At 59.6% G+C, this 13,078-nt stretch carries 14 protein-coding genes; 12 read left to right on the plus strand and 2 right to left on the minus strand.

Features of this window, described 5'->3' with window-relative positions; all coding sequences use genetic code 11:
* The first annotated feature begins 240 nt into the window (after positions 1-240).
* The 4 genes from E1297_RS08645 (at position 241) to E1297_RS08660 (ending at position 1,945) form a co-directional block, all read left to right on the plus strand.
* Positions 241-939 carry a pirin family protein gene (locus tag E1297_RS08645; protein ID WP_155136647.1) on the plus strand — a complete coding sequence of 233 codons (699 nt, stop codon included), beginning with the start codon at positions 241-243 and terminating at the stop codon, positions 937-939.
* Between the two features lie 280 nt (positions 940-1,219).
* A complete protein-coding gene (locus tag E1297_RS08650) occupies positions 1,220-1,456 on the plus strand; it encodes a DUF1427 family protein (protein WP_209015712.1) in 237 nt (78 codons plus the stop codon).
* Positions 1,456-1,623, plus strand: a complete 168-nt coding sequence (locus E1297_RS08655) for a XapX domain-containing protein (RefSeq protein ID WP_155136653.1) — start codon at positions 1,456-1,458, stop codon at positions 1,621-1,623. The genes E1297_RS08650 and E1297_RS08655 overlap by 1 nt, the downstream gene beginning before the upstream one ends.
* Before the next feature lie 16 nt (positions 1,624-1,639).
* The gene (locus E1297_RS08660) at positions 1,640-1,945 is read left to right on the plus strand and encodes a GNAT family N-acetyltransferase (protein ID WP_155136656.1); all 306 of its coding nucleotides are present in this window, start codon (positions 1,640-1,642) and stop codon (positions 1,943-1,945) included.
* A 314-nt stretch (positions 1,946-2,259) separates the two neighbouring features.
* Here the strand turns inward: E1297_RS08660 and E1297_RS08665 are convergent, their stop codons facing one another.
* Positions 2,260-2,877, minus strand: a complete 618-nt coding sequence (locus E1297_RS08665) for an SH3 domain-containing protein (RefSeq protein ID WP_155136658.1) — start codon at positions 2,875-2,877, stop codon at positions 2,260-2,262.
* Positions 2,878-3,191: 314 nt separating this feature from the next.
* On the opposite strand from E1297_RS08665, the gene E1297_RS08670 reads away from it, so the two are divergent.
* The 8 genes from E1297_RS08670 (at position 3,192) to E1297_RS08705 (ending at position 11,352) form a co-directional block, all read left to right on the plus strand.
* The gene (locus E1297_RS08670) at positions 3,192-3,881 is read left to right on the plus strand and encodes an HAD family hydrolase (RefSeq protein WP_368669496.1); all 690 of its coding nucleotides are present in this window, start codon (positions 3,192-3,194) and stop codon (positions 3,879-3,881) included.
* A complete protein-coding gene (locus E1297_RS08675; RefSeq protein WP_155136665.1) occupies positions 3,878-4,831 on the plus strand; it encodes a sugar-binding transcriptional regulator in 954 nt (317 codons plus the stop codon). Before E1297_RS08670 ends, E1297_RS08675 begins: the two co-directional genes overlap by 4 nt.
* 169 nt (positions 4,832-5,000) lie before the next feature.
* Complete coding sequence (locus E1297_RS08680; RefSeq protein WP_155136668.1) at positions 5,001-6,311, plus strand: sugar ABC transporter substrate-binding protein; 1,311 nt, start codon at positions 5,001-5,003, stop codon at positions 6,309-6,311.
* Positions 6,312-6,389: 78 nt separating this feature from the next.
* Positions 6,390-7,262, plus strand: a complete 873-nt coding sequence (locus E1297_RS08685; protein ID WP_155136671.1) for a carbohydrate ABC transporter permease — start codon at positions 6,390-6,392, stop codon at positions 7,260-7,262.
* A 3-nt stretch (positions 7,263-7,265) separates the two neighbouring features.
* Positions 7,266-8,096: a carbohydrate ABC transporter permease gene (locus tag E1297_RS08690; protein WP_155136674.1), complete on the plus strand. Its 831-nt coding sequence runs from the start codon at positions 7,266-7,268 to the stop codon at positions 8,094-8,096.
* 9 nt (positions 8,097-8,105) lie between these two features.
* The gene (locus E1297_RS08695) at positions 8,106-9,110 is read left to right on the plus strand and encodes an ABC transporter ATP-binding protein (protein ID WP_368669497.1); all 1,005 of its coding nucleotides are present in this window, start codon (positions 8,106-8,108) and stop codon (positions 9,108-9,110) included.
* The gene (locus E1297_RS08700) at positions 9,107-9,880 is read left to right on the plus strand and encodes an L-iditol 2-dehydrogenase (protein ID WP_155136677.1); all 774 of its coding nucleotides are present in this window, start codon (positions 9,107-9,109) and stop codon (positions 9,878-9,880) included. Before E1297_RS08695 ends, E1297_RS08700 begins: the two co-directional genes overlap by 4 nt.
* Positions 9,880-11,352 (plus strand): mannitol dehydrogenase family protein, encoded by a 1,473-nt coding sequence (locus E1297_RS08705; protein ID WP_155136680.1) that lies wholly within the window; start codon positions 9,880-9,882, stop codon positions 11,350-11,352. Before E1297_RS08700 ends, E1297_RS08705 begins: the two co-directional genes overlap by 1 nt.
* 96 nt (positions 11,353-11,448) lie before the next feature.
* Here the strand turns inward: E1297_RS08705 and E1297_RS08710 are convergent.
* Positions 11,449-13,078 (minus strand): glycoside hydrolase family 9 protein (locus tag E1297_RS08710; RefSeq protein ID WP_155136683.1); only part of this gene is annotated, 1,630 nt, incomplete at its 5' end.

Below are 13,078 nucleotides of genomic sequence, written 5' to 3' on the forward strand. Positions count from 1 at the left end.
CAGATTGAGCAGCTTACATTGTGTTGCACTCAGCGCTTGGCTTCACCCGGCCACGCCATACCCAGCCAAAATCGCCTCGGTCTGGTTACTGCTCAGGTTCAATCGTTCAGTCTATGGAAACTAATCGTCAACGCCATGTCTCATTGTTCATGTCGATGAGCCGCCCGATCTTAGGCGCAACACCGGCGGTGACCCGAGCTGCTCCCGCCTACAGCGTCTTCAAAGACAAGGACCAGACCCATGACCCAGATGCTTCGCCCCTCAGCTGCCCGTGGCAATGCGGATTTCGGCTGGCTCAAGAGCAGGCACACGTTTTCCTTTGGCCAGTATTTCGACCCGGACCATATCGGTTTCGGCGCCCTTCGGGTCATCAACGAGGACCGGGTGGCCGGTGCCGCCGGATTTCCGGCCCACCCGCACAAGAACATGGAAATCATCTCCTATGTCGTTTCCGGCGCGCTGGAACACAAGGATTCCATCGGGACCGGATCGGTCATCCGGCCGGGTGAGTTGCAGCGCATGTCGGCCGGGACCGGGATTGCGCACAGCGAGTACAATCATTCGGACACGGACCCGGTCCATTTCCTGCAGATCTGGATCGTGCCCGAAGCCGACGGGTTAAAGCCGGGTTACGAGCAGAAGGCGTTTGCCGGGCGGCAGGATACGCTCCGGCTGATGGGGTCCCGCGATGGCTGCAACGGATCGCTGACCATTCATCAGGATGTCGACCTCTACGGATCGCTGCTGTCGGCCGACAAGAGTGTCAACCATGACATCAACCCCGGCCGCAAGGTCTGGATCCAGGTGATCAGGGGCAAGCTGACGGCCAATGGACAAGGGCTTGAGGCAGGAGACGGACTTGGACTGCTTGATGCGGGTCCGCTCGGGATCGCGGCCCAGGAGGATGCCGAGTTTCTGCTGTTCGATCTGGCCGCGTAACACAGCCCAAGGCTCCGTCCAGCGTTCTGGTGGGCGGAGCCCCGGCAACCACCCTATTTCCCATGGAGCCCCATTGACATGCCTGCGGGCCGGGCCGGACACTAAAGCGCCTTCAGGAAGGTCATGGACTGTGCACCTGCCATGATGGCTGCGGTGACCGCATCGAAGCGCGCTGCCATCAGCATCGGATTGCCGGGATGATACCGCTACGGCCAAGAGGCCGGAGGGTTTCCGGGGCTCCTGGTTGTTCATGCTCCGCAGTCCGGTCAAGGAGCGAAGAGTGCAACACGGCAAATATACCCTCGGAGTGATTGTGGCTTTCACAATCGGTGCCGGATGCAAACTGACAGGCATCCCCCTGCCGGCTCCGCCCGTTCTGGAAGGCAGCCTTGTCGTCGCATCGATGACCGTTGGCCATGTGGTCGTGGACCGGATTACGGAATGGCGCGCCCGCAAGTCACATTCGGTCAGCACGGCGCCAAACCGTGATGACGGTTCGGACAAGGAGGCAGACTGATGGGTCTGGCGATTTTGGGCATTGCCCTGGGGTTCACGATCGGGGTGGTCTGCCGCCTGTTACATATTCCAATGCCTGCGCCGCCAAACCTGCGCGGTGCCGGCCTGCTGATTACCCTCACACTCGGCTTCCTTGCAGGGGGCTACATTCAAACTCTCTTGCCATAGGACAGGGACCACTTGCATGACCGAAACCAAAACACCTGAAATCACACTGGAAACAGAAGGCGCAAAAGGCCGCTATGTCGCTACGGTGGACGGGTTCGAGGAGACCGGGGAACTCACCTTTTCGAAGGTGAATGACGGCCTGATCATAGCCGACCATACCGGAGTACCGGATTCAATGCGTGGTCTGGGCGTGGCAAAGGCGCTGGTCGAACGGCTGGTCGCAGATGCGCGCCAGAAAAGCGTCAAGATCATGCCGCTTTGCCCCTATGTGAATGCCCAACGCCAGAAACATCCCGAGTGGGCAGACGTTTTCCAGGTCTGATACCAAACGCTTCAATCATTGACACGTCTGACCAATGCCCACTTGCATTGGCTGAGCCTCGGACATGGGGGTGAACACCGCGTTTAGCGGTTTGCATGTGAACCATAAGGGATTGAGTGTCAAAGGCGCGTAGCGCCGCTTCGCGGGTTCACCATTGACACCCACCCCCTAATGACAAAATGGCCGCGAAGCCGTCAATGGAAGAAAGCACCATTGACGGCGTTCCCCGACGAAGCGGGCGTTTGACCCGGACGCCCGGGCCAATCCCGTCAGACCTTTCCATGTTCGGGCGGCAAGCCGCGAACACCTGTCTGTCATCGATGCCAAATGCCTCCATTCGGACCAACCGCGCCCTGCGCGCAGCCGTGGGGCCCGCAAACCGTACCGCCTCTGACGGTGTTGCCGTCCGGGCCGGTCACCGCGCCGCCGCGCACATGATTGCCGGCAGGGCCCACGATTGCGCCGCCACGGGCCACTGTCCCATTGGGTCCGGCAACCGTGCCGCCCCGAACGGCTGCAGCCCCTGCCGGATACCGGTTCCACTGCGCATACCAGGGATAGGCCCGGTAATAGCGATCCCAATAGGCACGGTTGAAGTTGACGACCGTAATCCCGACCGCAGGTGCCACCGCCGGGGTCACGACAACAGGCCGCCCGTTATAGACAGTCTGGAGGTAGCTGGACGACATCCAGCCGCGATAGGTGCCAAAGGACACATCGCACCAGCCGTAGCCCGACGTACACCCGTATGTCGCGACAGCCGTTCCCGCCGGCACGGTGGTCACAGCCGGATAGGACGTCGACGGTCCGGCCCGCAGATTGACGTTTGCAGTCGTGACCGATGTGACCGCTGCTTGTGCCGTGTTCCCAGTCGCGGCAATTGCAGCGGCACCCAGGGCAATGGCTGCCAAAAATGCTCGAATATTGCGCATGTTTCCTATCTCCCAAAAAGCAGGCGGACCTGCCGCCAGTTGCCACCAGCTTCGCAGCCATGCTGCTGTTCCGGTGCTTCCCTGTGGTTCCGGGTTCCGGACACGCGTCACAAGGTGGCCGGCCGGAGACTTGATCCGGAGACTTGATATAGGCTTTTGAAAAATGGCGGGAGCGTCAAAATTGTAACCATATTACACAATGCCGCCCGAACCGTTACATTCGCCAGTTGCCGATTGACGAACTTCCATTGCCTTTGCTAGCTCAACACCTACCCTGCGGCCCGATGGGCCAATCTCTCAACGGCAAGACACCCGTGACCCGACCGCCCCCCATAGATCTCGTGATTTTCGACTGCGACGGTGTTCTGATCGACAGCGAAGTCATCAGCGCCCGCATGCTGGTTGCAGAATTGGCGGAACGCGATGTGCACATCACACTGGACTATGTTGCGCGGCATTTTCTGGGGCGGAGTTATCCCGTTGTCCTTGAACAGATCCGCTCGGAATTCGGTGTTGACCTGACACCGGAGTTCGAAACGGCCTATCGTGCCAGTCTTCTCAAGGCATTCGAAACCGAACTTGCCGCCATTCCCGGTGTACGGGACGTGATCGAGACCCTCGGGGTGGATTACTGCCTCGCCACCAGTTCCAGCCCTCCGCGGGTCGCCCGCTCGCTTGAGATAACCGGCCTTGGCGACCTGTTCGAAGGGCGAATCACGACGGCGTCCGAAGTCCGGCACGGCAAGCCGGCTCCGGATCTGTTTCTGCTCGCCGCCGGAAAGCGCGGGGCAAGGCCGGAAAACTGTCTGGTCATCGAAGACAGCGAGACCGGTGTCGCGGCCGGACTGGCAGCGGGCATGCAGGTCTGGCGGTTTGTCGGCGGGTCGCATCTTCGTGAGGTTTCTTCAGACCGCGAAGCAAGCGCCGGGGCATCCCGCGTATTTGCAAGTTTCGCCAGTTTCTATCAGCTTGGGCGGCACTTGAAACTTGGGCAATCGAAATGAACCAGAAAACCAGCGCCGATCCTTCCCGCCTTGACGACGCCGCCCGCGCCGGTTGGCTTTATTATGTCGCCGGCAATACCCAGGACGAGATCGCCCGCAAACTCGGTGTCTCGCGACAGTCTGCTCAGCGTCTGGTGTCCCTCGCAGTCAGCGAAAGGCTGATCAAGGTTCGCCTCGACCATCCGATTGCCCACTGCATGGAGTTGAGTCACCGGCTGACCGACAAGTTCGGCCTGAGCGCCTGCGAGGTTGTCCCGAGCGACCCGGAATCGCCCTCGTCCACGACAGGCCTTGCACATGCGGCTGCGGAGGAAATGGAGAAACATTTCCGGTCTCAGCAACCCAAAATCATTGCCTTCGGCACGGGCCGGACCTTGCGTGCGTCCGTGGAACAGCTCCCGGCGATGGACTGCCCGCAACACCGGATCGTCTCGTTGCTCGGCAACATGATGTCGGACGGGTCGGCCTCGGCCTATAACGTCATCATCCGCCTCGCCGACCGGATCAATGCCCGGCATTATCCAATGCCGCTGCCGGTGTTTGCGCGCTCACGCGAAGAGCTTGGTTTGCTGCACAATCAGGAAGCCGTTCACAACATTCTCGAACTTGCCCGGCAGGCCGACGCCACATTTGTCGGCATCGGCAATCTCGGCCCGGCCGCACCGCTTGCCATCGACGGGTTTGTGAGCCTCGATGAGATGCGCGCGCTCGAGCGCGCCGGTGCGGTGGGCGAGATCACCAGTTGGGTCTATGACGCCGAGGGGCATCTGGTCGAGGGTCTCACCAACGATCTGGTGGCAAGCGCTCCCTTGCGGCAGGCTGGAGACAAACCGGTCTACGGGGTCGCGGCCGGAGAAGCCAAAGCCCCGGCAATTGCCGGGGCGCTTCAGGGCGGTTTCATCAATGCACTCATCACCAATGAAGCAACGGCAGAGCAACTGCTCATTTAACGGGCATTTGCCCAACAATCATAACATATTGTAATTAATACTATTTTTGCAACGCAGCGCGAAAGATTCCGCGGCGCATCCTATTTGCGCCTTGACTCCTGCCTTGTTTCGAATTGAATATTTGCCCGCAAGAATGGCAATTGCCCAATCTCGCCTTTGGGAGGAAACTATGGCATTTCGTACCGGTGCGCTGCTCGGCGCATGCGCAGTCGCGGCACTCACCACATCCGCAGCCGCGGAAACCATCACGATCGCGACCGTGAACAACGGCGACATGATCCGCATGCAAAAACTTGCGGATGACTTTACGTCAAAAAACCCGGATATTGAACTGAAATGGGTCACGCTGGAAGAAAATATCCTGCGCCAGCGCGTTACTCAGGACATCGCCACGAAAGGTGGCCAGTTCGACATCATGACCATCGGCACTTACGAGGTGCCCATCTGGGGCAAGGCCGGTTGGCTGGTCTCCCTGAACGACCTTCCGGCAAGCTATGACGTCAACGACCTGATCCCTTCGATCCGGGAAGGCCTGACCGTCGATGACAATCTGTATGCGGCACCGTTTTACGGTGAGAGCTCCTTTGTGATGTACCGCACGGACCTGATGGAAAAGGCCAATCTGGAGATGCCGGAGTCCCCGACCTGGTCCTTCATCAAGCAGGCCGCAGCCGCGATGACCGACAAGGACAACGATGTCTATGGCATCTGCCTGCGTGGCAAGCCCGGCTGGGGCGAGAACATGGCGTTTCTCACCGCCATGTCGAACTCCTTCGGGGCCCGCTGGTTCAACATGGAATGGGAGCCCCAGTTCAACACCCAGGCCTGGGCGGACACGCTCGACTTCTATCTGGACCTGATGAACAACTACGGTCCTCCAGGGGCAACCTCGAACGGCTTCAATGAAAACCTCGCCCTGTTCCAGTCGGGCAAATGCGGCATGTGGATCGATGCCACCGTCGCCGCATCCTTCGTGACCGATCCGAACCAGTCGACCGTTGCCGACAATGTCGGTTTTGCAATGGCGCCAGACAATGGCCTTGGCAAGCGTTCCAACTGGCTGTGGGCCTGGTCACTTGCCATTCCGGCCGGCACAAAGCAGGAAGCTGCTGCAAAGAAGTTCGTCGAGTGGGCAACGTCCAAGGACTACATCAAACTGGTCGCCGACAAGGAAGGCTGGCCGAATGTGCCTCCGGGAACCCGCACCTCGCTCTACGAAAATCCGGAATACCAGAAGGTTCCGTTTGCGGGCATAACACTGGAAAGCATCAATTCGGCCAACCCGAAAGAGCCGACAGTCGAGCCCGTTCCCTATGTCGGGGTCCAGTTTGTCGCGATCCCCGAGTTCCAGGGCATGGCAACCGTGGTCGGGCAAACCTTCGCGGCAGCGCTGGCCGGCAGTGTTACGGCTGAAAATGCCCTGCAAAGTGCACAATCCTTCACAGAACGGGAAATGAAGAAAGCCGGTTACATCAAGTAACAGGGCGTCTTCGACAGGGCCGGCAGTACGGATCATCCTGCCGGCCCCCTCCCCTTCGCTGACATCTCGAGACCGATAATGGCAACGCAGCATTCCAGGGCAGCGGCGCGTTTGATGATTTCACCGGCAGTGCTTCTATTGCTCTGCTGGATGATCATCCCGCTGTCGATGACGGTTTACTTCTCCTTCCAGCGCTACAACCTGCTCATGCCGGACATGACCGGTTTTGTCGGCTGGACGAACTACGAGTATTTTCTGACCGACCCCGCCTTTTACGCAGCTCTCCAGAACACCCTTGTTCTGGTCGGCGGTGTTCTGGTGATCACCATCATCGGCGGGACCCTGCTCGGTCTGTTGCTCAACCAGCCATTCTTCGGTCAGGGAATTGTCCGGCTTCTAGTGATCGCCCCGTTCTTCATCATGCCGACGGTGTCGGCACTGGTGTGGAAGAACATGTTCATGAATCCGGTCAACGGCCTGTTCGCCTATTTCGCGAACCTGATCGGGGTTGAGCCCTTCGACTTCCTGGCGCAGGCCCCGTTGTTTTCAATCATCCTGATTGTGGCCTGGCAATGGTTGCCCTTTGCCACTCTGATCCTGCTGACGGCACTTCAGTCGCTCGACAGCGAACAGCTGGAAGCAGCAGAGATGGACGGCGCCGGGGCTGTCAGCCGCTTCTGGCACATCGTGTTGCCGCATCTGGCCCGTGCCATCACCGTCGTCATTCTGATCCAGACGATTTTCCTGCTGTCGGTCTTCGCCGAGATCCTGGTCACCACCAATGGCGGGCCCGGAACCGCGTCCACCAACCTGACCTACCTCATCTACCTGCAGTCCCTGCTCCAATTCGATGTTGGCGGCGGCAGCGCAGGCGGCGTCATCGCCATCATACTCGCCAATATTGTCGCGATCTTCCTGATGCGGATGATCGGCAAGAACCTGGATGTTTAAGCCATGGCCCGTGCTGTCTCTCCCCGCAAGAAGCTGCTGATCACGGTGGTTGCCTGGGCGGTCGGATTCACGATCTTCTTTCCGATCCTCTGGACGATCCTGACCAGCTTCAAGACCGAGGCCGAGGCGATCGCCTCGCCGCCGTCCTTCGTGATGTTCGACTGGACGCTGGAGAACTATGTCACCGTTCAGGAACGCTCGAACTATTTCCTGCACTTCATGAATTCGGTGGTGATTTCCTTCGGCTCCACCCTGATCGGACTGGCAATCGCCATTCCCGCCGCCTGGTCCATGGCGTTTGTGCCGGGCAAGCGAACCAAGGACGTGTTGATGTGGATGCTCTCCACCAAGATGCTGCCTGCAGTCGGCGTGCTTGTTCCGATCTATCTGATCTTCCGGGATTTCGGTCTTCTGGACACCCGCATCGGTCTGATCATCGTGCTGACACTCGCCAATTTGCCGATCATCGTCTGGATGCTGTTCACCTACTTTCGCGAGATCCCGGGCGAGATTCTGGAAGCCGCGCGCATGGACGGGGCCGAGCTTTGGGCCGAGATCATCTATGTGCTGACCCCGATGGCCCTGCCCGGCATTGCGTCAACGCTGCTGCTCAACGTCATTCTGGCGTGGAACGAAGCGTTCTGGACCCTGAACCTGACGGCGGCCGATGCGGCACCGCTGACGACGTTCATTGCCGGTTTCTCAAGCCCCGAAGGCCTGTTTTACGCCAAGCTGAGCGCGGCATCGACCATGGCCATTGCACCAATCCTGATCCTCGGCTGGTTCAGCCAAAAACAACTTGTCCGCGGCCTGACTTTCGGCGCGGTAAAATAAGAGGCTATCGTGGGACAGATAACGCTCAACAAGGTCACCAAGCAGTTTGGTGACGTCCAGGTCATCCCCCCGCTGGATCTGACCATCGAGGACGGTGAATTCGTGGTGTTCGTCGGCCCGTCGGGTTGCGGCAAGTCCACCCTTCTGCGTCTCATCGCCGGGTTGGAGGATGTCTCTTCCGGCCAGATCAAGATCGACGGTCAGGATGCGACCGAATTGGCGCCGGCCAAACGCCGTCTTGCCATGGTGTTCCAGTCCTATGCGCTTTACCCGCATATGTCGGTCCGCAAGAACATCGCCTTCCCGATGAAAATGGCAGGCATCGACAGGGAAACCCAGAACCGGAAGGTCGAAGCCGCCGCCAAGGTGCTGAACCTCACCGACTATCTGGACCGGCGCCCGGGGCAGCTCTCCGGCGGTCAGCGCCAGCGTGTTGCAATCGGCCGCGCAATCGTGCGCGAACCCGCCGCCTTCCTGTTTGACGAACCGTTGTCCAACCTTGACGCCGCGCTTCGCGTCAACATGCGCCTTGAGATCTCCGAGCTGCATCAGAACCTCGAGACGACCATGGTCTATGTGACCCATGATCAGGTCGAGGCCATGACCATGGCGGACAAGATCGTGGTTTTGCAAAAGGGCGTCATTGAACAAGTGGGCTCGCCACTCGATCTGTACAAAGAACCCGCCAACACCTTCGTCGCCGGATTTATCGGATCGCCGAAGATGAACCTGATTTCGGGGCCACAAGCCCAAAAGCAAAATGCCCACACGATCGGCATCCGTCCGGAGCATATCGGCATTTCATCGACCGAAGGAGCCTGGCAGGGTGTTGTCGGCGTGTCCGAACATCTGGGCTCCGACAGCTTCTTCCACGTCACCGTCAATGGTCTTGCCGACCCGATCACGGTACGCGCCAGCGGGGAAATCGGACTGCACCACGGCGACAAGGTCTACCTGTCCCCGGATCTGACAAAACTGCACCGCTTCAACGACAAAGGCCTGAGGATCACATGAAACGCCTGGATGGAAAATCGGCCCTGATCACGGGTTCTGCACGCGGCATCGGCAAGGCCTTTGCCAAAGCCTATGTGGCCGAGGGCGCAAGGGTGGCCATTGCCGACATCAATATGGAAGGCGCGCAAGCAACGGCGGCCGAGATCGGCCCGAACGCTTATGCGGTCCATCTGGACGTCACCGACCAGGCCTCCATCGACGCGGCGATTGCCAGCGTCGAGGCCAAAACCGGCGGCCTCGACATTCTGGTCAACAACGCGGCCCTGTTCGATCTCGCCCCCATCGTCGAGATCAGCCGGGAGAGCTACAACCGTTTGTTCAGCATCAATGTCGCCGGAACCCTGTTCACCTTGCAGGCGGCCGCCAAATCGATGATTGCACGCGGGAAAGGCGGCAAGATCATCAATATGGCCAGTCAGGCCGGCCGCCGGGGCGAACCGCTGGTGGCCGTCTATTGTGCGACCAAGGCCGCGATTATCAGCCTGACCCAGTCGGCCGGGCTCGACCTCATCCAGCACGGCATCAATGTGAACGCCATCGCACCGGGTGTTGTCGATGGCGAGCACTGGGACGGGGTTGACGCCCTTTTTGCAAAGTTTGAAGGCCTGCAGCCGGGCGAGAAAAAGGCAGCTGTCGGTGCCGCCGTTCCCTTCGGGCGGATGGGAACCGCCGACGATCTCACCGGCATGGCGGTCTTTCTGGCTTCGCGTGAAGCCGACTATATCGTCGCACAAACCTATAATGTCGACGGCGGCAACTGGATGAGCTGATGCAGCCCCTGAACAACAAGACGATCGGCAACTTGCCGGACACTGTGCGGGTTCCCCGCTATGACCGTTCCGGTCTGACCCCGGGCATCGTGCATATCGGCGTCGGCAATTTTCACCGCGCCCACCAGTCCTGGTATCTGCACCGCCTGTTCGATGCGGGTCTCGATCAGGACTGGGCCATCATCGGCGCGGGTGTGCGTGCCTTTGACGCCGCCCAGCGGGACAAGCTTCTGGCGCAGGACTGCCTGACCACGCTGATCGAACTGGATCCGTCGGGGACATCCGCCGAAGTCGTCGGCTCGATGATCGGCTACCTTCCAATCGAAGAAGGCAATGCGGCACTGATCGCAAAGATCGCGGAGCCCCGGATCCGGATCGTCTCTCTGACTGTGACCGAGGGCGGATATTACATCCACCCGGCCACAAAGGCCTTTGACGCAGACAATCCGGACATCCGGCAGGACGCCGCCACCCCGGACCGTCCGCGCACCGCATTCGGTGCGATCATTGCTGCCCTGAAACAGCGCCGGGACAGAGGTATCGGTCCCCTGACCCTGATGAGCTGTGACAATCTTCAGGGAAATGGCGCCATTCTGCGCCAGACCGTGGTGTCGCTTGCACGGTTGTCGGACCCGGAGCTTGCAGACTGGATCGGCGAGCGCTGCAGTTTTCCGAATTCCATGGTGGACTGCATCGTGCCGGCAACCGGTCCGAAGGAGATCGCTCTTGCCGAACAGATCGGAATTGCGGACCAGGTGCCGGTGACCCACGAAAATTTCCGGCAATGGGTGATCGAGGACGATTTCTGCGCCGGACGGCCGGAATGGGACAAGGCCGGGGCGACCTTTACCGATCATGTCCACGATTATGAGCGGATGAAGATCCGGCTCTTGAACGCAGGCCACCAGCTGCTTGCCAATTCCGCCGAAGTCCTCTCCGTCCCGACGATTTCAGCTGCCATGGACCATCCGCTGATCGGCGCTTTCTTCCGAAAAACGGCAAGCCGGGAGATTGCGCCTCACGTTGCCGCAGTTCCCGACATGCCGCCGGAAGCCTATATCGACCTGATTTCCAAGCGGTTTTCAAACCCGGCCATCGTCGACACCACCCGCCGTGTGGCTTTCGACGGCTCTTCGCGCCACACCGGCTTCGTGCTGCCGACAATCCGCGATGCGCTTGCTGCTGGCGCACCCATCCAGGGGCTGGCCCTTGGCGAAGCCGCCTGGGCGCGCATGTGTGCCGGAACCCGGGAAGACGGCAGCGAGATCGAGCCGAACGATCCGTTCTGGGCCGACCTTGTCGCAACGGCACGAGAAGCCCGAACCCGGCCCCACGCATGGCTGGAACAATCCCATACCTACGGAGCAATCGCCAATGATGCCGGTTTCGCCGAAGCCTTCGATCACTGGCTGAAGATGATCTGGAACGATGGCCTTGAAACCGCACTCACATTTTATTTGAGCGGCTCCTGACCTCAAGCCGGCTGGCAGCACATTCCGTTTCACGAAAAAGGCGGGCCTCATGAAGGCCCGCCTTTCTATTTTCAAATGCAACCACCCGGGGTCAGGTCAGGCCCACCAGTCATTGACATCACCGTCGATCAATCCGGCAAGCGCGCCGGAAAAACCTGCGTTGTAGTCAATGGCGACTTCGTTGGAGATGAAGTCCGACCGGTCATCGGTGTAGTTTCCGTTTACATCCGGGCCGCCGACCAGAGCACCGTTCAATGTGTACTCGTTGGGATCCGGATCGTTGATGTCGGTTGTCCCGGATGCTGCACGGTGATGCGGGTTCTGCGAATAATCATCCCCAAAACCAACGACATAGCTGAAACCGTCCGGATTGTCGCCGAGCATGTAGTCGAGCTGGTTGCTGGCAAACTCGTAGAGCGACCCGATCAACTCTGCATTGGCATCCGCGTCTTCTTCCGCCAGATCCTGTGCGTATTGCACAGCCAGCAAGGCTGTATTGGCCGAATACCGGTTCGATCCCCACTGATCGAGCCAGGCGAGCCCATCGTTGGTTTCAGTTCCGGGCGTCGTCGCGATCGAATTCATCCAGTAGTCGAGATGGTTTTCGATATCGTTGACATAGGTCTGATTGCCGGTTTGCCCGGCCAGAAGAAGAGCCGTGGCCTGGCTCTTCTCGTCCCAGCTATAGGCCCAGTTCGTACCACCTCCGGTGTAATAGGATTCCGACTTTGCCAGATAGTCCGAATCCCCGGTGGCCTGATAGAGCCAGTTAGAAGCCCAGGACAGCTCGTCTTCGTACCCGCTCCAGGAATTGTAGAACTGGCCGACGTCCTCGATCGCATCCGAATACTTGCCCTGATAGGCCTCGCCAAAGGCGAACAGTTGTTCCGCCTGAGCGAGCAATTCGTCAGCATATTCCGTTTGTCCGTCGTTTCGGAAAAGGATCGACGAAGCAGCAAGCGCGGCGGCGGTTTCCGCGACCACTTCCGTACCCGGATTGTCCGCGGTCACAGCATAAGTTGGCCGGTCCATCGTCATGTCCTCGGGCGCACCCCAATAGGAATGATCGATGTTGCCGTCACCGACCTGCGCATAGAACACGTCGTCCGACAAATCGTCGGGCGTGCCGTTGTCGTCATAGGCCCGCATGAAGTAGTCGTTCACCCATTCCAGATGGTTAAGCAGATCATCATAGGTTCCGGCGGCCTGATAGCCGTCGGCAAAACTGATGCCGCCCCAGGCCAGCGTCGTGGCAGTGTATGCCATCGGCAGACCGAACTTGACGTGGTCGCCAGCGTCATACCAGCCTCCGGTGAGATCGACACCGACATCGGATCCATCTTCAAGGGCGGAGTCCCCCCGCCAGGAAATCGGGTAATCCTCCGGCAGCTCACCCGAGTACTGGGCATAGTAAAACTGCATGGAGAGATCGAGCGCTTCCGCGTAGTCGGCGCTGCCAAACGGCCCGTTGCCGTCATCGGTCAAGTCGCTGGCGGTGTCTTCGCCCGTGCCACCATCGGTATCACCACCGGTCGCGTCATCCGTGCCTTCGTTGGTGTCATCATCAACAACATCAACCGGTTCATCGGCCTGCCCGCCGGTTCCATCATCGACCTCGCCATCGCCGTCAGCATCCGCATCAGCCGACAGAAAGGTTATTCCGGTATCCGTGCCATTGGCCTGGAACCCGAAGCTCGCCGACTGACCGGCAGCAAGCGTCCCGTTG

It is taken from the genome of Roseibium sp. RKSG952 (genome assembly GCF_009711355.1).